This is a genomic window from Weissella paramesenteroides, assembly GCF_051903945.1.
Classification (GTDB): Bacteria; Bacillota; Bacilli; order Lactobacillales; family Lactobacillaceae; genus Weissella; species Weissella paramesenteroides_A.
The window spans coordinates 867,585-887,408 of sequence record NZ_CP192268.1 but is presented as its reverse complement, the minus strand read 5'-3'; the positions used below and the strand labels follow the sequence as shown (position 1 = coordinate 887,408).

General features: G+C 35.6%; 22 protein-coding genes and 1 other annotated feature. Of the genes, 10 read left to right on the top strand and 12 right to left on the bottom strand.

The features are described from left to right. Positions 1-44 precede the first annotated feature (44 nt). Complete coding sequence (locus tag ACQ4QH_RS04150) at positions 45-869, bottom strand: MetQ/NlpA family ABC transporter substrate-binding protein (protein WP_439819370.1); 825 nt, start codon at positions 867-869, stop codon at positions 45-47. Between the two features lie 119 nt (positions 870-988). Further along, positions 989-1,239: a binding site (T-box leader), on the bottom strand. A gap of 187 nt (positions 1,240-1,426) precedes the next feature. Here ACQ4QH_RS04150 and ACQ4QH_RS04145 point away from each other — a divergent pair. Beyond that, a complete protein-coding gene (locus tag ACQ4QH_RS04145) occupies positions 1,427-2,296 on the top strand; it encodes a DUF975 family protein (protein ID WP_439819369.1) in 870 nt (289 codons plus the stop codon). 54 nt (positions 2,297-2,350) lie between these two features. Here the strand turns inward: ACQ4QH_RS04145 and ACQ4QH_RS04140 are convergent, their stop codons facing one another. Beyond that, entirely contained in the window at positions 2,351-2,638 is a 288-nt protein-coding gene (locus tag ACQ4QH_RS04140; RefSeq protein WP_439819368.1) for a hypothetical protein, read from the bottom strand. A gap of 47 nt (positions 2,639-2,685) precedes the next feature. Further along, positions 2,686-3,357, bottom strand: coding sequence for a 2,3-bisphosphoglycerate-dependent phosphoglycerate mutase (locus ACQ4QH_RS04135; protein ID WP_439819367.1), 672 nt, complete (start codon positions 3,355-3,357; stop codon positions 2,686-2,688). 216 nt (positions 3,358-3,573) lie between these two features. Here ACQ4QH_RS04135 and ACQ4QH_RS04130 point away from each other — a divergent pair, with 216 nt between their 5' ends. Continuing rightward, on the top strand, positions 3,574-4,959 hold the full coding sequence (locus ACQ4QH_RS04130; RefSeq protein ID WP_439819366.1) for an MFS transporter: 1,386 nt from the start codon (positions 3,574-3,576) through the stop codon (positions 4,957-4,959). Between the two features lie 16 nt (positions 4,960-4,975). Next, on the top strand, positions 4,976-5,890 hold the full coding sequence (locus ACQ4QH_RS04125) for a glycosyltransferase family 2 protein (RefSeq protein WP_439819365.1): 915 nt from the start codon (positions 4,976-4,978) through the stop codon (positions 5,888-5,890). A 122-nt stretch (positions 5,891-6,012) separates the two neighbouring features. Here the strand turns inward: ACQ4QH_RS04125 and ACQ4QH_RS04120 are convergent, their stop codons facing one another. Both ACQ4QH_RS04120 and ACQ4QH_RS04115 read right to left on the bottom strand, forming a co-directional pair. Then, a complete protein-coding gene (locus ACQ4QH_RS04120; protein WP_439819364.1) occupies positions 6,013-6,228 on the bottom strand; it encodes a hypothetical protein in 216 nt (71 codons plus the stop codon). A gap of 32 nt (positions 6,229-6,260) precedes the next feature. Further along, a complete protein-coding gene (locus tag ACQ4QH_RS04115) occupies positions 6,261-7,034 on the bottom strand; it encodes a hypothetical protein (protein WP_439819363.1) in 774 nt (257 codons plus the stop codon). Between the two features lie 144 nt (positions 7,035-7,178). Here ACQ4QH_RS04115 and ACQ4QH_RS04110 point away from each other — a divergent pair, with 144 nt between their 5' ends. Both ACQ4QH_RS04110 and ACQ4QH_RS04105 read left to right on the top strand, forming a co-directional pair. Then, positions 7,179-7,511: a TetR/AcrR family transcriptional regulator gene (locus ACQ4QH_RS04110; protein ID WP_439819362.1), complete on the top strand. Its 333-nt coding sequence runs from the start codon at positions 7,179-7,181 to the stop codon at positions 7,509-7,511. Between the two features lie 31 nt (positions 7,512-7,542). Continuing rightward, the gene (locus ACQ4QH_RS04105; protein ID WP_439819361.1) at positions 7,543-7,734 is read left to right on the top strand and encodes a TetR-like C-terminal domain-containing protein; all 192 of its coding nucleotides are present in this window, start codon (positions 7,543-7,545) and stop codon (positions 7,732-7,734) included. 371 nt (positions 7,735-8,105) lie between these two features. On the opposite strand, the gene ACQ4QH_RS04100 is transcribed toward ACQ4QH_RS04105, so the two are convergent. Then, a complete protein-coding gene (locus tag ACQ4QH_RS04100) occupies positions 8,106-8,612 on the bottom strand; it encodes an NUDIX hydrolase (RefSeq protein WP_439819360.1) in 507 nt (168 codons plus the stop codon). 149 nt (positions 8,613-8,761) lie between these two features. Between ACQ4QH_RS04100 and ACQ4QH_RS04095 the strand changes: the two genes are divergently transcribed. Beyond that, entirely contained in the window at positions 8,762-10,720 is a 1,959-nt protein-coding gene (locus tag ACQ4QH_RS04095; RefSeq protein ID WP_439819359.1) for an alpha/beta hydrolase, read from the top strand. Between the two features lie 64 nt (positions 10,721-10,784). On the opposite strand, the gene ACQ4QH_RS04090 is transcribed toward ACQ4QH_RS04095, so the two are convergent. Next, positions 10,785-11,330 (bottom strand): TetR/AcrR family transcriptional regulator, encoded by a 546-nt coding sequence (locus tag ACQ4QH_RS04090; protein WP_439819358.1) that lies wholly within the window; start codon positions 11,328-11,330, stop codon positions 10,785-10,787. A gap of 114 nt (positions 11,331-11,444) precedes the next feature. Here ACQ4QH_RS04090 and ACQ4QH_RS04085 point away from each other — a divergent pair, with 114 nt between their 5' ends. Together ACQ4QH_RS04085 and ACQ4QH_RS04080 are read left to right on the top strand one after the other, a co-directional pair. Then, a complete protein-coding gene (locus ACQ4QH_RS04085) occupies positions 11,445-12,521 on the top strand; it encodes a lipocalin-like domain-containing protein (protein WP_439819357.1) in 1,077 nt (358 codons plus the stop codon). A gap of 21 nt (positions 12,522-12,542) precedes the next feature. After that, on the top strand, positions 12,543-12,899 hold the full coding sequence (locus tag ACQ4QH_RS04080) for a DoxX family protein (protein WP_439819356.1): 357 nt from the start codon (positions 12,543-12,545) through the stop codon (positions 12,897-12,899). 50 nt (positions 12,900-12,949) lie between these two features. Here the strand turns inward: ACQ4QH_RS04080 and ACQ4QH_RS04075 are convergent, their stop codons facing one another. Next, a complete protein-coding gene (locus ACQ4QH_RS04075; RefSeq protein WP_439819355.1) occupies positions 12,950-13,495 on the bottom strand; it encodes a TetR/AcrR family transcriptional regulator in 546 nt (181 codons plus the stop codon). A 149-nt stretch (positions 13,496-13,644) separates the two neighbouring features. Between ACQ4QH_RS04075 and ACQ4QH_RS04070 the strand changes: the two genes are divergently transcribed. Beyond that, positions 13,645-14,496 (top strand): hypothetical protein, encoded by an 852-nt coding sequence (locus tag ACQ4QH_RS04070; RefSeq protein WP_439819354.1) that lies wholly within the window; start codon positions 13,645-13,647, stop codon positions 14,494-14,496. Positions 14,497-14,567: 71 nt separating this feature from the next. On the opposite strand, the gene ACQ4QH_RS04065 is transcribed toward ACQ4QH_RS04070, so the two are convergent. Beyond that, positions 14,568-15,902, bottom strand: coding sequence for a threonine/serine ThrE exporter family protein (locus ACQ4QH_RS04065; RefSeq protein WP_439819353.1), 1,335 nt, complete (start codon positions 15,900-15,902; stop codon positions 14,568-14,570). Positions 15,903-16,100: 198 nt separating this feature from the next. On the opposite strand from ACQ4QH_RS04065, the gene ACQ4QH_RS04060 reads away from it, so the two are divergent. Then, the gene (locus tag ACQ4QH_RS04060) at positions 16,101-16,526 is read left to right on the top strand and encodes an Hsp20/alpha crystallin family protein (protein ID WP_439819352.1); all 426 of its coding nucleotides are present in this window, start codon (positions 16,101-16,103) and stop codon (positions 16,524-16,526) included. A gap of 57 nt (positions 16,527-16,583) precedes the next feature. Here ACQ4QH_RS04060 and ACQ4QH_RS04055 read toward each other — a convergent pair whose 3' ends face one another. From ACQ4QH_RS04055 to ACQ4QH_RS04045, 3 genes are read right to left on the bottom strand one after another with little or no spacing between them, the layout of a single operon-like run. Further along, positions 16,584-17,426, bottom strand: coding sequence for a metallophosphoesterase family protein (locus ACQ4QH_RS04055; RefSeq protein WP_439819351.1), 843 nt, complete (start codon positions 17,424-17,426; stop codon positions 16,584-16,586). 22 nt (positions 17,427-17,448) lie between these two features. After that, entirely contained in the window at positions 17,449-19,308 is a 1,860-nt protein-coding gene (locus ACQ4QH_RS04050; protein ID WP_439819350.1) for an acyltransferase family protein, read from the bottom strand. Further along, a complete protein-coding gene (locus ACQ4QH_RS04045) occupies positions 19,298-19,672 on the bottom strand; it encodes a hypothetical protein (RefSeq protein ID WP_439819349.1) in 375 nt (124 codons plus the stop codon). The genes ACQ4QH_RS04050 and ACQ4QH_RS04045 overlap by 11 nt, the downstream gene beginning before the upstream one ends. Positions 19,673-19,824: the final 152 nt, after the last annotated feature.

Here is a 19,824-nt window from a genome sequence, read left to right as displayed (position 1 = left end):
TTGAGACAAAAGACGACACTCTACCCTTTTTTAGCCAATTCAGGCTACTTCAAATTCCAAGCTGCATATTGCGAATTACCAAACAACTTTTTAATCTCAGCTTTTGTTTCCTTTGTTTGATAGATCTTTACAATTTGCTTATAAACTTTCTTGTTTGCTTCACTCTTGCGGGCTGCGATTAAATTGATATATGGATTAACGTTCTTTTTTAGATTTTGCGTTAATAATATGTTCTTATCCTTCAAATTTGCATCATGCGCAAAATTACCATTAATAACTGCAGCATCTGTCGTTTGCAATGATGAAACAGCTTGGCCAGCATCTACTTCTTTAATCTTCAATTTCTTAGGATTATAAGTAATATCCTTAGCTGTTGGATCAGTGACCTGCTTATTGTACTTAATTAATTTAGCCTGTACTAAGACATTCAAGGCGCGTGCTTCATTAGTTGCGTCATTAGGCACAGCAATTGTTGACCCTTTTTTGATTTCGCTAATCTTATCAGCCTTTAGAGAATAGAGACGCATTGGGACAATCACCGTCTTACCAATTGACTGTAATTTATTGCCCATCTTCTTATTTTGGTCATCAAAGAAAATCTTTGTTTGGAAAGCATTTAGATCCAAGCTACCATCAACCAACGCTTGATTTGGTTTAACATAGTCATTGAATTCTTTTAGTTTAATGGTGATACCATATTTTTTTTGTGCTCTTTGACCAATATCTTGCCAAAGTTCACGTGATGTATCACCAACAACACCTACTGTTACTGTCTTACTTGATGCTGCGTTAACACTTAATGGTGCGACAGCTAAAGTAGCCAATGTCACCGTGGCTAAGCCAATACTAAATTTAATACTATTCTTCATAATCTTCTCCTTAATAATCAAAACTACCATTTCTTAATACTTAAAATCTTGCTTAACAACTACAACTATTCATTTCCCCTCCAAATAAAAAGTCCCGTTGCTACGACATAATGTCATATCAACGGGACGACTAATAATCGTGTTACCACCCGAGTTCTGTCCAAATAAAATGGACACTCAAATTAAGTACGCGCATTTATGCGGTGATACTCTAGCGCTATAACGGGCACTACCGGAAACAACTCATCACAGTGACTCATCATTTCTCACACTCTAAGGCCATTTTCGTTAACTAAGATTGGTTGTTTTCCACCTCACACAACTCTCTGAACAACTTAGGTTTAACTACTTACCTCTTCCTCGTTGCATACATTATATTTGGCATAAAATGAAAAGTCAATAAGTATATTAAAATTATCTCATTTTTCATAATGTACTTGCTATTAGTTATACAAAACTACATGAAGCGAGGAAATAAATGATTGGATTGTATGCTTTCTATTACGAATCAATTAAAGTATGTTACCCTAGTAATAGAAATGATCAAGGAGGAAAACATGGACGCACCTTATGACAGAAAATCCATTCGCAAACAATTAAAACAAAACGCTAAAACAGTTCTACATAGAGATTTATGGGGAAATATTGGCCTACAGGCACCGATCATTGTCATACTTTATCTGGAATTTTTAGTTTCTTTCCTGATGGATGAAAACAATACAGCCACAACACCACTAGTTTTAAATCTAATTCTATCAATCGTTGGCGCCTTTATCGTCATTTATACCCAATATATTCAATCCTATCAATCTATAAAACAATTACGCGATGAAACAGCAACAGCACGTCCAATGCAATCGTGGTTTAAAACTTACCTCACCAAGTCTTGGCAAAAAACATTATGGCTTAGTGTCTGGATGATTGCAATCTATCTCATCGGTTGGGCAATTTTGGCATTTCTAGGCGACTTAATGGTCCAGGCTTCAGCCTTAATTATGATTATTGCACAATTAAGTTATACAATTGTGCCAAGTTTTGTCTATTGGTTACTAGCGATTGGCGTCATCTTGCTAGTAGTGTTTACCTTTATTTATATTATAAAGTGGTACAAGTACATCTTGGTACCCTTTGTTGGCTATAATGATCAATCACTCAAGGGCTTTCAATTAATTGCCAAATCACGTGAATTGATGGTCAGTCACCGCTGGGAGTTGTTTGTTATGCAATTAAGTTTCTTCTGGTGGGGATTGTTAACATTGGTTACATTAGGTTTAGCTGGTTTTTATACCATTCCTTACATGGTATTAACACTAGCCGGATATTTTGACGTATTAAATAATGCGCAAAATAAACAATCACAACTTGATGAATCAAACGAACAAAAAAAGATTCAACCCATTATATTAAAGCCTTCAAATCAAATTTAAGACACATAGAAAATGCGAGTATCACCAAAATGTGATGCTCGCATTTTTATAGTATTATTTTTCAACAATGATTAATTGTTGCTTGCCTGATTGACTGGCATTTTCTAACCCAACTTCTTCAATTATTTCAATCAACTGTTTATCGTTGCGTGGAATAACTAAAAACTTCGTAAAACCTAGTCTATCTGGTGTCTCGGTTTCATAATACTCTGTTTCAATTTGTGCATCATCCCCCACAATAATCCAAACATCCTTAGCTATGTGGCGTCTTTTCCCCATCAAATGCAAAACACCTTCACGAATATGGAGTTCGCTACCATCAACTGTTTCAATATATTTCATAATGGGCACCCTGTTTTCCAAAAAATATTCTGAGTATTGACAATACACTACTTAAATACCTGCTTATTAACAACTCGTAAATGATCATCCAACGTATAAATAATAGGTTTAGCATTTGGTACATCAATTTGGTCCAATTGATCATCAGCAACCTGATCCAAATATTTAATTAAGACACGTAGGCTGCTACCATGGGCAACAATCATTTCATTTCTACCTGCTTGCAAACGTGGCACAATGTTCAAATCCCAATAATTTTTAACTCTTACAAAGGTCATCTCTAAACTCTCAGACAATGGTACATCTACACCAATGCGATCATAAATCGGTTGATGGTCTCTAACCGACAATTGTGGTGGTATATCTTGATAACCGCGGCGCCACTGCTCAACCTGTTGTTTACCAAACCGACGACGTGCTTCGTCCTTATCCAGTCCTGCTAAAGCACCATAATGGCGTTCATTTAATTGCCAAGCTTTAAAAATTGGTATCCAGTTGATCGCCAATACATCACAAACAATATAAGCAGTGGTAATGGTCCGCTTTAACAATGATGTGTGCACATCATCGATCTGAATATGCTCTTTATTTAATATTTCACCAGCTTCTTTCGCTTGTGCACGTCCTTTATCCGTAAGTGCTGCGTCGGTCCAGCCAGTAAAAGTATTGTCTTTATTTGCAGTACTCTCACCGTGACGCATCAGGATTAATTTAACCATGTTCAGTCTCCTTAATTTATTGTGCAATTTGTAAAAAAGCTTCAATTACTCCGATGGTAAAACATTACCATAATGACTCCATTATAAACGCAACTTACTATTTGTTAAATATGTAACATGCTTTTTAAATTTGTTTTTTGCTACCAAAGTTGTAAGATGAATGCGTGTTGATATTTTATTTATACAACAATGTTTTTGAAAGGAAGTTGGATTTTCATGGAAAGCCAAGTTGTTAGTAAACAAACAAAATATGCCATTAGTGCAGTTGCTTTATTGTCGTTTCTAGGTATTTTAATAGAAACATCATTAAACGTTGCCTTACCCTCCCTTACTCGAGAATTTTCAGTATCATTAGGAACAATGCAATGGGTCACCTCAGGATACCTTTTAATGGTAACCATTATTATGAGTACGACCGGTTTCTTGACCAAGAAATTTTCTGCCCGTACCTTATTTACTGTTGCTATTATTTTTAATCTAATCGGAACCATTTTTTGTCTATTTGCCAGTGCTTTTCCGGTACTGCTGTTAGGTCGCTTATTACAGGCCATCTCAACTGGAATCTCTACACCACTCATGTATCATCTGGTACTATCATTAATTCCACAAAGCAAACGTGGCGTGTATATTGGATTTTCGGCCATGATCATTTCCTTGGCACCAGCACTTGGACCTACCTATGGTGGTACATTAACAGCATTTTGGTCTTGGCGAGGTATTTTTATTATTGCGCTATTTTTACTAATAGTTACGGCTTTACTCGGTGAAACTTACATTCGCTTACCGGCCCAAAATACCACCCAAAAATTTGACTGGTTGGGCGTTGTCTTGCTAACCGTTATGTTTGTTAGTCTGAGTCTAGCATTTGCGGACGCTGCTAATGCTGGTTTCCAAAGCTTGAAATTCGTTTCACTCTTGCTTGCTTTTATTGTTTTTGCAAGTTTATTACTTCTGCATCTAAAAAGATCTGAAAATAAAATTTTAAATTTCAGCATTTTGCATCATCCAGTAATAAGACTACGCTTAATCAATTTTTTTGTACTGCAATTTATTAACATTGGTATTTCAATCGTTATTCCAATATTTACTGAAGAAAATCTACACTTAAGTGCTTTTTCAGCTGGATTGATTTTATTACCTGGTTCATTATTAGGAGCCGCTGTCTCGCCCTATGCTGGTAAACTTTTTGATAGACATGGAAGTTATGTCCCATTGATTAGCTCAAGTATCCTGCTTCTGATTGGTACCAGTCTGTTCTTTGTGACAACCTCAGCTGCAACCGCATTCAGTATCACCGTTATCTACATTCTATTACGAGTCGGCTTTAACTTAGGATTCAGTACTTCAATGTCTGATGCTAGTATGCATATTGAATCGGAACTAAATGCCGATTTAAATTCACTATTCAATACCTTTCAACAATTTGCCGGTTCTTTTGGAACAAATGTCTTGGCTGCCGTCATTTCTGTTAAACAGCTCGAACATGGTTCAAAGGCACTGTTAACTGTTCAAGGTACAAAAATAGATTATGCCCTGCTAGTGATGCTAGCTTTAATCAGTTTGGGTACTGTCTTGCTTAGTCGAAAATACAAAACACGATAAAATAGGAGATAATTTCATGGAACCAATCAGTGATGCACCAACAATTGATGTCGTTATTACCAGCTATAACCAAAAAAACTTAATTCTTGAAGCAGTTGAATCTGTTCTCAAGCAAACTGTTAAACCTAGTAACATTTATATTATCGATGATGGTTCCTCTGATTCTGAATCACTTGAAGTACTACACACACTTGAACAAGAGCAAGCAGCCATCCCAGTTCATGTGATTTATCAAAAAAATCAAGGTGTTTCAGTCGCCAGAAACAATGGCATAAAGCAAACAAGTGCTACGTTTGTTCTGGTGTTAGATGGTGATGATAAAATAATGCCCACTTTTCTAGAGTCAACGGCTCATATACTCAATGAGCACCCTCACTTGGTGGCAGCCTCATCCTGGTTGAAAACTTTTGGTGTTCTGGATGCAATTATTAAGCCATCTGGTGGACATTTGCAATCATTTTTATCGCACAATTGTTGTCCAGCGACCCATCTACTTCGAAGAGAAACATACGATCAAAGTATAGGTTATGATGAAACAATGCAATCTGGTTATGAAGATTGGGAATTTTTCTTAAGCTTACTTGAGACAAATACAGATTCAGCCATCGGTATTGTAGATCAACCCTTAATTGCCTATCGCACAACTCCAACTTCCTCAAATGTTAAAAGTATGTCAAATCGTTTATCCTTAATGGAAGAAATTATTAATAAGCACCTGGCATCGTATCAAAATAATATTGTCAAAGTCTTACTTGATATTGAAACCACTTCTGATGAACGGCTAGCTAATTGGGAGGACGAAATTAAACATGCCTGTGCAACAAAAAATGAGATTAGCACAATCTCTCAGAGGTTCATGGCTAATCCTTCGTATGGGGATGGTGGTATGGCAGCAGCTGTACGAATATCGTCAAATTTGAAATCTAATTAAAAAAAGACAATATCCCTTTTTCATTAGGGTTATTGTCCTTTTTTATACGTTATTTATACTTAAAACAATACTAACAATGGATATGCACATTATAATTTTATTCTCAATTAATAACAAATACATTAATTTAATGTAAGTAATTCATCAATCATTGCAGAAAACTTCTTTTTGATTGGTGGCAACGGAATCATGTTACGTAGTTCAACTAGTGATTTATTTTTCATCATGCCAACAGATGGTCGATCTAATAAACTACCCAGATGTTTCCGAGCAATTTCCTTCCCTTCTGGTGTATTTAAAACTTCCTCAAAAGTCGATTTTTCATTAAATTTTGACATAATTTCTCCTTTCATTAATAATACAATTAATTTTATATTTGTTTTGCAGCAATTTTTACCAAGCCTAAAAACTCGCTGGCTAAATGAATTTCATGACCTTTAACCAATTCTAAAGGTGTTCCTTTAGGGAAAGAACAAGTTAGTAGCATCTCTAACCCATTATCCGTATCTCTGATATAATGCGCAGCTAAAGTATGCATGTTCGTACCATCACCAAGTTCAGAATAGCCAATGGTAAAGGGTAAATAGTCTGATGGGATATCAATAGGAATGTCGATATCCGGTGCAAATTGAATGCGCATGAGGTTTGGACCACCAAACATTCCCATACCTTCAAAACCGGCTGGAACTTCCTCAGTTATAACATGACCATAATGTTCTGGGTTCGCAGCCAGAGAAGCATTATCTCCAGCCATTGCTAGCATCAATCCTTCACCAAGATCATCCATTGATACACCAGTAACTTTCATGTGTGTGATACATGGTTCATAGGAATCGCCTTCATGATAATGTGAAATAATATTCTTCCACATTTTATCCGTACGTTTAATTTCGTCACGATAAATTGACAAAAGGCCATCAGTACCATATTTAATTTTATTTTCAAGATTGATTCGTGCTGCATCTTCCTTACTCAAAAAATCAATATCAATATAGCTCAACGATTTATCGTGGTCAGTAACATCAGCACCAAGATAAATCATTTCATGTAAAACATGTTTGTTTCGTTCAAATTCAAAAGCTTCAATCATTTGTTGCGAATAAGTGTAACCATCGATTTCAAATTCAACCTGATAATTTTCCATATTGATCTCCTTCTGTTGTCTAATTAATTCTCTTTGTAGACAAAGTGTATCATATCTAGATATAATTAAAGCGTTTTCATCTGATATAATTTAGCTGATATTGTATCAGATATTGTGAATATATATTTTAAATAAGGAGAAACTATGGATAAACGTGTTGAAGCAAACCAAAAGGTCAAAAGAAAAATTGAGAATGCTTTATTTACACTACTAAATCGCAAAAATTTTTCCACAATTACTGTAACTGATATTGTTCAAACAGCCGGTGTTGCAAGAGCATCTTATTATCGCAATTTTAGGTCTAAAGAACAAATTATTGAAACATACATGGCAAATCAACGACATGACATTGCAGATTTAATTACTTTTTCTGAATCTTTGTCAGATATTTTTAATGAAAAAAAGTTAACTATCGCGCTACAACACTATCTGTATCAAAAAGATCGTTTATTATTACTATATGATAGTGGGTTATGATAGTGGGTTTGGAACTTTTTTACAGGATGATATGAATCAGTTCGCTGAATTAATCTTAGGGGATTTCCCACAACGTTCTGTAAAAAGATATACCTTGTATTTTCTCTCGGGTGCACTATTGAATACAATCATTCAGTGGCTAAAAAGTGATGCACAAGAAACACCAGAAACCATGGCAAATGTTTTAATAGCACTACTGTCTGAAGACTTTAGAGCCTTCTAAAACTATAAAGCAGTTAAATTCATGAAAAATTTAGCTGCTTTTTTGGTAAGCTATTCAATTAAATAAACACTTTAACCATGTGCTTCAAGGTCTTCTTTACCAGCGTAGTTAAAGTTCGCTATCCTAACATACCGCACGGGTTAAGTGATCCTAATATAGAATACGAAACGGCCGGGAACCCAAAGATTAACTGCTCTAAATTAGCTGATGTCAGTCCTTTGTCTATCACAAAAGTTAAAATATTTATCAAACTAGCCGCATCCCCCCATATATAGTTGCACTGACAATTTGATTAGTTGCCTTCTCAAAAGCACAACAATAACAATAACCTTCTTTTTCACAAGGAAATTGCTGTGCTTTTAAAATTACTTTTAAAATACTTGTTCGCCATCACTTAAAACGTGCCAAGATTGATATTCAACATCATCTATTTCAAAAGACTTATGTTCCAAGTAATCTTTCGCTTTAAGAACCAGTGGGGATGCATTTTGTTCATTTAAATCGTTTAGGCTGACCAACACAGCACCTAAAGAATCTTGACCGTCAAATTGTGCGACTGTCTCTAATAACTCACCCTCATACTCGCTAACTTGATAAAATACCGCAATGTGCTGGTTCATTTCGTAATCTAAATAGTGCCATGGATATCTAAAACTCGTGATACCCAGCTGATTGACTTTGCTAACTTTCAGACCGGTCTCCTCGTTAATTTCACGTATAATTGCGTCCTTTAGAAATTCACCATCTTCCAAACTACCCCCGGGCAAATCAAACCGATTGATATACGGCCCACCATTTTTCTTAATGACAACTAACGCATTGTCAATCGTGACAATACCATACACACCAAAAGCTCGATGAAATTTATCTTTACTCATATATCTCTCCCCACTTTTCTTAAAAATAATATACGTTTGGTAGTCCTTAGTACTACTATAAAGCTTATTTAATGTTTTTTTTGGAAAAATACGTTATTTTAAGTTTAAGATAAAATTTATCACTATAGGAGATGAATAGCTAACTTTTTATGACTACAGACACAATAGATACAAACAAGCCAAAACTGAATAAACGAATTTTGTGGGCTGATTATGCCAAATGCTTTGGAATTATCGCTGTTGTGACAGGACATGCAATCAATGATGTTGCTGGCAAAGGATTGGATGTTACTTATAATGCCATTTACTGGTGGCATATGCCATTATTTTTCATGATTGGTGGTTTCTTCCTTAAAAAAATTAGTCATGACTTCAAAGGTTGGTCTTATTTGCTAGGTCATCGTATTAAGCCTTTAGTAATTGCCTATTTTTTAAATGGCGCAATTTTAATTATTTTAAGTCATTTTTTTAGACAGCAATCCTGGGAGTATACATTTTCGTACTTTGGACGCCTAATCTATGGTGGAAGTACCCTAGATGATTATCTGAGTGTATTTTGGTACATGACTACTTATATGCTTGCCATTTTTATGACGACCCTACTGATATCCTATATAAAAAAAATTTGGCTGCAATTTGCCATTGCTATTGGCTCATTTGCACTAGGAGTTGCCCTACAAAACATCACGTTCTTTGGCAGTGCTGATTTTCCTTGGGATGCCCAGATTTCTTTTCTAGCCGTCTTTTGGATGCTACTTGGTTACTACACATTTAAAATATTTCCAAAAATCAATTGGCATGCGAAACAAGTTTTTGCTGGTATTGGTACATTATTCTTCGTAATCCTACTATACTTGTATGCGACTGATAATCTTGATTTTGTCCTCTGGTTAAAATCTTCTAATATTCACAATGGACTACAAGCCTTTGTTATTCCACCAATTCTATGTTTAGTTGTATTTATTATTTGTGAAGGACTTGAACGACTTGGTAATTTTGCACTGCTAACTTTTATTGGTAAAAATACGGACATCATCATGTTTTATCATCGGGCAGCATTTGATTTAACCACTTTGTCTGTCTTTACAAATAACTGGTATTTCAGAATTATTATTGGCCTGACAGCACCGATTTTACTAGCTTGGTTACTTCGCAGATTTAAGGACACTGAATTTTATTATAAGTGGCAACAACGTGCCGAAGAAAAGAAAGCCGATCGTGTCAAAATCGCTTTTCCTGTCGCTATTGGTCTATCTGCTCTGGGATCTGTGTGGGCATTTTCTTCTTATCAACAACAATCACAAACTTCTAAGAACTATATCATGTCAACTACGCCGACCATTTTTATGCACGGTTGGTCAAGTAGTTTGCGTGCTGAACAATCTTTCATTAAGATTGGTACGGAACAGAATATTGTGACTGAAGAAATGGTCATTCATGTCACCCGCGATAATAAGCTACAAGTACAAGGTCGATTAACTGGTAATAATGATAATCCAGTTATTTTGGTACAATTTGATAACAATCGTGTTGGTGAAGTACGCTATGCGCAGGGACTTCATCGCATCGTTGCTTACCTAAAAAATAGGTACAATATCAAAAATTTCAACGTTGTTGGTCATTCAATGGGCGCCTATGCTTGGGTGTATTACAGTATGTATTGGGGCGCTGATCCAAGCCTACCAAAACTTAATAAAATGGTTGTTTTAGCAGGTCCTTATAATGGTATTTTAGACAAGGGTCATGCAAATCAACCAACAAGTGGTAATTTAGCTGATCTTTGGGATGATGCACCTCATGAAAATTCACTAAATAAGGCTGGCCGACCCAAGATTATTCATGAGGAATATCAGACATTACTTGAACGCAAACCCAACTTTCCGACAAACACCCGTGTTCTAAATATCTATGGTGACTTAAAAGATGGTACTGCTTCTGACGGATTGGTAACAATTCAATCAGTTAGATCATTACGATACCTAGTCTCTGACAGAGCACGTTCATATCAGGAGTTCGAAGTTAAAGGCGAAGGCGGTCAACACAGTCGATTACATATTAATAATCCTGTCGTCAACGATAAATTAACAGATTACTTATGGGGTAAGTGATTCTTGCCTATTTTTGGATACAAAAAAGATGATGAACTAACTATTGTTCCAGTTCATCATCTTTTTATTTTTCTTCTTGAGTCGTTGTATTAAATGATTGGGGGTTTAATAAACTTTCCGTCAAACTTGCTAACGCCTCAATTGGCAAATCTTTATTTCTCTGGTTCCAATCGGATAATATTTGAGTCAATCCACCAGCAACAAATCCATAAACATATTGGTTATTCGCTTCATTAGAAATTTGCAAACTATTCATACATTCACGTGAAACTTCTGTTAACAATGGTTCCAAATGATTAGCAAGTAGCACATCAATCATTTGCTCATGTGACTTATAAAATTTAAAAAATAAACGAATCAGTTGGTTTGATGAGTTATCAGATTGATCAATTGCTTGCTTATAATCTACAAAGATGCGATCTAATTCACTGCGAATCACTTCTTCACGATTAGCAAAATTAGCGTAAAATGTTTGGCGTGATAATTTTGCACGATCAGCTAACTTCTTTATTGAGATGTTTTGATAGCTTTCTTCCTTTAATAATTCAAACATGGCATTAATGATCATTTGCTTTGATTGCAAAGCAGTTGGGTTATTTCCTTCGTACATAATCTTGACACTTTCTATTTTTTGACAAACTTAACAGTGAAAAGTTGACACATGTAAAGTCTACGGTTACTCTAAGGATATCATATTATAAAGCACATTCATAAGGAGATTTTTATGGCAAAGATGATTGCCCGTGCGGCAAATAAACCTGAAGACTATACCCGCTTTAATGTTACACCTAATATTATTCGTCCTTGGGAAGATGGCATGCGTACAAAAGCCGACGAAAAGAATTTTGAATGGTGGTATTTCGATGCAAATTTGACGGATGGATCTAGTGTCGTAGCAACATTTATGACAAAGGATTCATTTAACCTTGGCACGGAATTAAAACCTTGGGTTTCATTTGAAATCACTGATGCGAATGGAAAAACCACCAGCTACCGCGAAGATGTAACCGCAGAGAACTTTTCTGCACGAACTGACTATTGCGATGTTCATATTGGTAAAAACTATCTCACTGGTGACTTAAAGTCCTATACCCTCCACTTTGAAAAAGACAACTTCAAAGCAGATTTAAATATTAAGAATACCCTTTCTTCATGGCGACCAGCTGCTGGTGCAAACTTGTTTGGTAACAAACAATTTAGTTGGTTACCTGCCGTCCCAGCTGCTGACGTTTCTGGTACCCTAGTGACCAATGGACAATCAGTTGAAGTATCTGGAAAAGGTTATCATGACCATAACTGGGGTGATGAATTAATGCTCAAACATATGCATCACTGGTACTGGGGTCGTGCAGACGTCGAGGACTATAAAGTCATTTCGACCGAAACAACTGCTGAAAAGGCTTATAATTATGAAAAAATGCCAGTTATGATGATTGCTGATCATGGTGAAATTATTAGTGGTGATGAAAGTAATATGATTGTGGAAGATTCTGATGTTTTCATTGATGAACAAACAAAAAAACCTGTGCAAAAAAACTTAAAGTACACTGTTAAAGGTGAGAAAAACACTTATGTCGTCAGTTACAGCATGGAAAAAATCATTTCTGGATTTAAAATGATTGACGAAATGTCTGGTTTCAAAAAGCTACTTGCTAAGTTAAGTGGCTTTGATGGTGCTTATCTACGATTCACTGGTACAATCAAGGTAACAAAGTATGAAGATAACAAGGTTGTTGACGAAGCCGTCAATCCCAATGGTATTTGGGAATTGATGTACTTTGGTAAGACAATCTCGGAATAACCTATTAGGGGGTATTTTTACATGGTTATTGTTTTGTGGATTTTACAAATTTTATTAGCACTATTATTCTTAAATTCTGGCTTTTCAAAAACTTTCCAATATAATAAAAAAGAAGCTGAATTGAAAAAGATGGACCATCTTGAATCAAAGGGATTAATTATGTTCATTGGAACGGCAGAAATGCTTGGTGCTTTAGGGCTAATTTTACCAAAAGCAACTAATATTCTACCTGTATTAACAATGTGGGCAGCGATTGGTTTAATAATCATTATGCTTGGCGCCTTTTTCACTCATTTAAAATTTAAAGAATATCAAAATGCTACCTTTGTAACTGTCGTATTCATATTGCTGTTAGTTATTGCAATTTATGCTGTTTAGTTAGTTACTAGAATAAAACGCTCCCAGAGAAACCGTTCTCTAGGAGCGTTTTATTGATTGATAGCAGTATACATTAAGTCAATGCCATCTTTCAACTCATCTCGTTTTGGCAATCTACCTTCATTCAAAACAAATTCAAGGTTACTCATCGCTAAACTAACCATCAAATAAATAACAAAGTCAGACTCTTTTCGATTAAACAATTTTGAATAGACATGAATAAATAATTGTCTCAGTTGTGGATCAAAACTATTCTTTCCTAAAGAAATTTCTCGCAATAATTGAATATCATGTTTATTTTGCAATAAGTAATCAACTAACTCATCGGAAAAGAAATGATAGCTATCAAAGTGACTTTGTAAATGTCGCTGCTTCTGACTTAATTCAAAGGCATTTTTAAATGGTGCTAAATAGTCCATGATTAATGCTGAGGCTAATTCAAAAGTACTAGCATAATGTGTATAAAAGGTCGTCCGATCGATCATACTTGCCTTTGCCAACTTAGTGACAGTCATCTCGTGAAATGACATCGCTGATAGTTGCTCAATAAACTTTTCCTTTATGATTGTCTCAGTTCTTAAAAATCTCAAATCCATTTCATATCCCCTTCTACTTTTATTCTACACGTGTTGTTTTATTATACACTAATTGGCATATTGCTGTTTTAACTGGTTTGCATATTCTATATACTGTGGTTATAAATTAATAAGTAATCACGCAACGATAGACAAAGGAGCATGATAAGATGGATAACTATACAATTAACTTTTCTGTTGATGGCCAACCAATTAGTGAAGAAGAAATTCATGATATGGAATTAAGTCGGTACCATCATGTTTTTAAAATATTTAATGATAAAAATATTGAAATAAAAAAAGATAACACTGTCATCCCCTATGAAGACTTACTAAGATTACCATTATCTGAAGCTAAAGAGGCATTGGCTCAAACTCGCGAAAGCATTGGTAAAGAAAAAACACTTGAACTTTTTAAACCAGAAATTACACGTGGTGATGAGATGTGGACAGAAATTGCCAATAATTCACGTGAAGGTGTTAATATGCAAGAAGCATATGTCGATGTCGAAGTACATGGTATCTCATTAGTACAATTTATGATGTTTAACCAATTATTGGCAAAAGAAAACAACTTATATACGCCATCAAAAATTCATCCAGAACATTACTATTTTGATGCGGATAAAGCTGGCAATCAGGTTATTATCGAAACATTTGGAATGTATAAAGATCCCTCATATCTTGATCTAAAACCAGGTAAAATTGATTCCGATTTCTCTGTGCAACCAAAAGAAAATGCTGACATTGTCATGGCAGGAAACACTTTCCTAAAGAATAATGGTCTAAATACCAAGATGCTAGGTATGCATCAACTTTCTAGTATCGATGATGGCATGAAAATTAAATTAGGTGTCCTACTACCAGAAGGAGCACCTAAAGAAATTGCAGAAGGTCATAAATGGCATTTGATGGTTGAGTTTAATAATGGATTACACATTGCTGCCCAACAGCACCCTTCTTTCATTCAAAAGAAATTGCTAGAAACAGCCATTCACCATATGGCAAATAAGAATAAATAATTATAAAAAACCAGTGCTGTTTGTTTATCACAAATTCAACACTGGTTTTTTCATTTTAAATTATTTATCAACTATCCCGCATGACGCCAATCCGGATCCATTAACATACGAGCAACAATTAACCCTAATGGTAGACAAAGAACAATCATCAACGCTGAAACAAGCCACTGTGCACCATTTGAAATACTACCAACACCAATATAATACATTGCCCGGTACATATATAAACCGGGAACCATAATAACAATTGCTGGTACGGTTAGTGAAATTCGTGGATATCCCATCCGTTTATGAAATAATGATGCTAAGATACCTGCCGTTAGCGCCCCAAAAAAAGCTGCTGCTGCTGCAGGCAGCGGTGTCAAGTCAACTAATTCCAAGCGAAGTGTGTTGGCAACTGCCCCAATCAATCCAGCTGTTGCCGCCATTTTAACTGGACTATTGAACATTACCGAGAAACCAAAAACACCACAGAAACTTGCTGGAATTCTAAATAAACATATCAACCATGGTCCCAGACCTAATGGCAAAAAATTATCTGGTTTTAAATCACTAGCTAATGCAACTAGCCAACCAACTAAGGTTGCAATGACTATTATTGATACGGCGTGCACTAAGCGCTCAATACCGGACCGCAGGTCTGATTTTGCTAAATCTAATCCACTAGTAATAAATGGAAAACCTGGAATAGCGAATAGCATCGCCCCAATATAACCAGCCTCATGCGCAATATTGATATGGAAAAGCAGTTCTAATCCTCTTGAAAAAATAAGATATGTCAAGCAAGCTACCGCCACCCCAGCAGCTAAGCCAGCAAACATAGTCAAATGCTTACCATTCATTTTAGCACGAGTATAATTACCAAACCCTGCACCAAAAAAAGTACACAACATCTCAACTGGACCGCCACCCAGTAAAAACACGAAGGAACAACAGGCCAATGCTGCAGCTAATCCCAGTAAAATGGGCGTATAATTGCCCTTTTTTGCATCGATTCGATCTAATAATCGATGAACATCTTTTACTTTTAAAAAAGCTCCTTCATTTTGAAACATAGTGACAAATTGCTGCATATTTGTCAGTTTATCAGTATTCACACCGCTTGATTTTAATGATAATGACTCTGTATAGCTATTCACGTCATCAAAACAAGTATATGAAATTGAAATTAATCCAATATCAGCTGAACAATAAACTTTTAAAATACGTGCCATTGTGTTCATTGCTTCACGTACTCGCCAAGCACCCGTACCACAAGACAACATAATTAACCCCACCCGGCCAACAATAATTGTTTTTTCCTTCAAAGAGGCATTAATTACTAAATTGTTAGCCTCTTTATCGGCAAGTTCTTTCCAAGGAATTTGCATATGATTTGCTACGAGCCCATCATTTGTTTCTACCATTTTTTAAAACCTTCTTTGCTGTACATCACTTTTTCAATACTTTTCATTGTAACATAGCTCTTTCATATCAACTGTATTTCTTAATCGCTTGATACTGAATGTAATTTTTGCAATTAAAAAATTGCGCATCTACAATGTAGTTGGAGATAGTGATGTAATTATCAATCTCAAAATCAAACAGTTTAGGAGGAAGTTATAATGGCAAACGAGTTATCAAACCGATTTAATGGTATGTTTCATGATTGGGATCACTTCTTTAATGATTTTAATCATCTAATGCCAGCATTTAGTGCTGAAAATCAGCAGTTGAAGAGTGATGTTGTAGACCTAGATGATCATTACGAAGTATCAATTGATGTTCCTGGGATTAATAAGCAAGACATTAATTTGAATTACCAGAATGATTCGCTAACAGTTACCGCTACAAGACACACTTCTAACACTGAAAAGGATGACAAAGGTAATGTAATTACTCGTGAACGTACGGCAGGTCGTTTACAACGTAGTTACTACTTACCAGCTGTTGAACTTGATAAAATAAAGGCACAAGTCAATGAGGGTGTATTAAAGATAACACTACCAAAGTCAGAAACTAGTCATAATCAACGGATTACGATTGACTAGTACTACTATTAAACTAAAGAAGCTGGTGCATATAATACATGCATCAGCTTCTTTAATTTATTTATCAAGCAATTTTTGCAATGATTTAAGATACCCATATTGTTCATTTATATTATCCAATAATTCATCATCATGCGTATGAGCAACACCATCAAACAAAATTTCTTGGTACAAATTTAAGTATGGTAAACCGGCTTCTTTTGCAATTGCTAATTCTTCTTCAAGATCATAGGCCACTTTTCGGAAAATAACTTCAGCCAAGCCAGTATCATCAATTGTCAGAATTGCATATTGTGCCCGTCGATCAGCATTTAAACGGCCATGCTTAAAAAACGGTTGACCAACAGATCCTGGATTAATCACTAATTGATCTTGGCTACTGTAACGTAACATTTGATGATGAACGTGACCATACACTGCAATATCAATGGTGTTGTCTGAAAATAATTCATCAAAATGAGTTGTGTCTGCATCTGCTAGTAGCGCTGGTCCTGAATTGAGTGTATTTAGATTATGTGACAAATTAATTGTTAGACCATTAACCTTTTTAATCGCATGAATTGGCAATGACGCTAACTTTTGTTGATAGTTGCTTTGTATGTGATTAGCAACATATTGCCCCAGTACACCAATATAAACATCAGAGGGATCATCGAAATGATTGCCAACGATGTTCCGCTGAACATCTAAAAAGCAATCATCCCAGTTACCTCTAATATAGACCGATGTATCAATAGATTCTAATAACTCAAATAGTTCATTGGTCGCAGGTCCTGGCATAACCAAGTCACCCAAAAACCAGCAATCATCAATCGCTTGTTTAGATAAATCCGCTATCACTGCTCTGAGTGCCGTCACATTACCATGAATATCTGACAATATCGCAATTCTTTTCTTCATCTCTCACTACCCTTTTTCAACTTTATTTCTTTAGCGGCCCTTTAGCGGCCTGTTGTAGACCTTGATTGATTGTTTCAGCGTAAATAACATCTCCTGAATGTCGACCCGCAAAGTGAACGCCATCCGTGCCGTCAAAAACTTCTGGATGTTGTTGCGCCATCTTTTGCCAATCAGCAACGGTTATATAATTGTATTTTTGCGGTAAGGTTCGTTCAAAGTCTGCTAATTTTGACGAGTTCCAAGTGGCGTCTGCTCGACGATCGTAAGGGGTCACTAAAATTAATCGATGTCCAGGTGCTAAATCAGTGATTAATTTTTCTAATTGTTCCTGACTACCGGGTAGCGCATTAGTCCCAATACAAATGACCACATTCTGTCGCAAAATTTTATTCGATTGCGCTCGCATCATAACTTGGTACGCCAAATCCATCGTCCGGTCACCAGCAGCATCGACTGTACTATCAGCAACGTTCTTTTGCAAATAATCACGTGTACCTAATGTGACACTGTCCCCAATTATAGAAACACCCTTCGGAATCGTTGCAATCTTTTTATTTTCTGTTTTCTGCGCTTTTGCTTGTTCTTGTTGTTTAATGGATGCTGCAACAATGTCTCGCGTTGTATTTAAATTATCACGAGCTTGGTAAATACTCCCCACCCATAACCGTTGCTCCAAACTGGTTAAAGTTGGTGCCGAGTGAATCGTGTATCCTGTAACACCTAATAAAACAATGGTTATTATTAATAACGCCGACTTTAGTTTAGGAATCACTGTTGTTCGTTTGATGGCATGCGGTTGTTTGCCTGCTAATATTGGTTCAATAATATAGTAAGAAATCGCTGAACATGGTACCCCAATACCAATGGTTAAAATAACTGCCCAAAAGACACTCGTTATTTGTGAAAAAATAACAAACAATGGCCAATGGTACAAATACATGCTATAACTAATATCTGCAATAAAGGTTGCCCACTTAGGTTCATTAATATTTGGTGTCAACTGATGTAATGTACGGGCTTTAACAATAGCAAAAGCAGCGACAATGCTTGCAAATAAAATTCCCCCTAGATAAGTCAATTGGTTGTCAAATTTCAGTAAATAACCAAGAATACCTAAAACAATAAAAGCACCAAATAATGTACTTATCGTTGGCAATAATTTTGCCTGCTTTAATTTTTTATTAAACCGTCTAGGAACTGACTGAATACCAGTAAATGTTGCTGTTAAAGATCCGACAAAAAACGGAAAACAGTGCGTCAGACTCGAAAAATAAATTGCAGAATAATCAGTTAAATTGAAACTACGTATCCCCATCATCAAAACACTAATAATGATCATTAGTAATGATAATACCGAAAGTCTGAATCGAAAGGACTTTAAAGCTTCGCCTTGACTTAAGGGAGAACGTTGTAATTTTCTTGCAATTAACGCAACTACTAACCCCCATAAAATATAAAAATGCATTTCAACTGCTAACGACCAGGTATGAACAAATAAATGAGGAATAAATTTACTTTCGTAACTACCACCAGTCGAAATTTCAAAATAATTTGTCGTAAACCCAATTGCTGCCGCAACCTGTTTCCCCAATCCCGTAATGTAATCTGGACTTACAAAATATGTAAATGGTATTACCACCAAGACCGATAGCAATAATGGTGGCACAATGCGGTTAAAGCGTCGTTGATAAAACTTCATCAATTGAAATTGACGTGATTTTGAAAATTCATCGATCATTAACGCCGTAATCAAAAAACCTGAGAAAGTAAAAAATATATCTACACCAATGAAGCCACCCGTGTAGGCATTGGAAAAGAAATGATAGGACAATACCGCCAATAAACCAGCGATTCTTATGAAGCTGAACCACTTAATGCGCATTGATCAATTCCCCCTTTTTAAAGGTTGCTTGATAGCTTTGTTTATTCATTTTTAAAATACCGTGCCCATCAGGTAAATTCTTGTTAAACTTACCATCAAATTCCCAATGATCATGTGAAATAAATTTTCCATTTCCACTAAATTGTCCATTAGAAAAATGCCCAACGTAACGATCATGATTTTGAAATTTTACCGTTCCTGAACCATTAAATTTATATTTGAACAAACTACCCTGATAAACAATTCCGCCATTATCTAATGTCAATTGTTGATGACGCTTTTGTTTGTCAGGGGTCAAACTATATACTGCCGCAATTAACAAAATAACAACAACTATGACTTGTGTGATGTTTCTTGTTTTCATAAATACTCCTTATGCGCACCGTCACTTTATGTTAATAATAAGACACATTATGAAACTTGCATAGTTATTTTAAATTTTACCTAGGAATTATTTAATAAAATATCAAACAAAAAACAGACTAGCTGAAACTAGTCTGCCCTACTAAATTAGCC

Excerpts from the sequence above, each read along its gene's own strand:
- ACQ4QH_RS04125 (WP_439819365.1), top strand. The coding sequence starts at position 4,976 with ATGGAACCAATCAGTGATGCACCAACAATTGATGTCGTTATTACCAGC.
- ACQ4QH_RS04095 (WP_439819359.1), top strand. The coding sequence starts at position 8,762 with ATGACTACAGACACAATAGATACAAACAAGCCAAAACTGAATAAACGA.
- ACQ4QH_RS04150 (WP_439819370.1), bottom strand. The coding sequence starts at position 869 with ATGAAGAATAGTATTAAATTTAGTATTGGCTTAGCCACGGTGACATTG.
- ACQ4QH_RS04050 (WP_439819350.1), bottom strand. The coding sequence starts at position 19,308 with ATGCGCATTAAGTGGTTCAGCTTCATAAGAATCGCTGGTTTATTGGCG.
- ACQ4QH_RS04055 (WP_439819351.1), bottom strand. The coding sequence starts at position 17,426 with ATGAAGAAAAGAATTGCGATATTGTCAGATATTCATGGTAATGTGACG.
- ACQ4QH_RS04090 (WP_439819358.1), bottom strand. The coding sequence starts at position 11,330 with ATGTACGAAGGAAATAACCCAACTGCTTTGCAATCAAAGCAAATGATC.
- ACQ4QH_RS04075 (WP_439819355.1), bottom strand. The coding sequence starts at position 13,495 with ATGGATTTGAGATTTTTAAGAACTGAGACAATCATAAAGGAAAAGTTT.
- ACQ4QH_RS04070 (WP_439819354.1), top strand. The coding sequence starts at position 13,645 with ATGGATAACTATACAATTAACTTTTCTGTTGATGGCCAACCAATTAGT.
- ACQ4QH_RS04140 (WP_439819368.1), bottom strand. The coding sequence starts at position 2,638 with ATGAAATATATTGAAACAGTTGATGGTAGCGAACTCCATATTCGTGAA.
- ACQ4QH_RS04110 (WP_439819362.1), top strand. The coding sequence starts at position 7,179 with ATGGATAAACGTGTTGAAGCAAACCAAAAGGTCAAAAGAAAAATTGAG.
- ACQ4QH_RS04100 (WP_439819360.1), bottom strand. The coding sequence starts at position 8,612 with ATGAGTAAAGATAAATTTCATCGAGCTTTTGGTGTGTATGGTATTGTC.
- ACQ4QH_RS04115 (WP_439819363.1), bottom strand. The coding sequence starts at position 7,034 with ATGGAAAATTATCAGGTTGAATTTGAAATCGATGGTTACACTTATTCG.
- ACQ4QH_RS04120 (WP_439819364.1), bottom strand. The coding sequence starts at position 6,228 with ATGTCAAAATTTAATGAAAAATCGACTTTTGAGGAAGTTTTAAATACA.
- ACQ4QH_RS04080 (WP_439819356.1), top strand. The coding sequence starts at position 12,543 with ATGGTTATTGTTTTGTGGATTTTACAAATTTTATTAGCACTATTATTC.
- ACQ4QH_RS04145 (WP_439819369.1), top strand. The coding sequence starts at position 1,427 with ATGGACGCACCTTATGACAGAAAATCCATTCGCAAACAATTAAAACAA.
- ACQ4QH_RS04065 (WP_439819353.1), bottom strand. The coding sequence starts at position 15,902 with ATGGTAGAAACAAATGATGGGCTCGTAGCAAATCATATGCAAATTCCT.
- ACQ4QH_RS04105 (WP_439819361.1), top strand. The coding sequence starts at position 7,543 with ATGAATCAGTTCGCTGAATTAATCTTAGGGGATTTCCCACAACGTTCT.
- ACQ4QH_RS04085 (WP_439819357.1), top strand. The coding sequence starts at position 11,445 with ATGGCAAAGATGATTGCCCGTGCGGCAAATAAACCTGAAGACTATACC.
- ACQ4QH_RS04135 (WP_439819367.1), bottom strand. The coding sequence starts at position 3,357 with ATGGTTAAATTAATCCTGATGCGTCACGGTGAGAGTACTGCAAATAAA.
- ACQ4QH_RS04045 (WP_439819349.1), bottom strand. The coding sequence starts at position 19,672 with ATGAAAACAAGAAACATCACACAAGTCATAGTTGTTGTTATTTTGTTA.
- ACQ4QH_RS04060 (WP_439819352.1), top strand. The coding sequence starts at position 16,101 with ATGGCAAACGAGTTATCAAACCGATTTAATGGTATGTTTCATGATTGG.
- ACQ4QH_RS04130 (WP_439819366.1), top strand. The coding sequence starts at position 3,574 with ATGGAAAGCCAAGTTGTTAGTAAACAAACAAAATATGCCATTAGTGCA.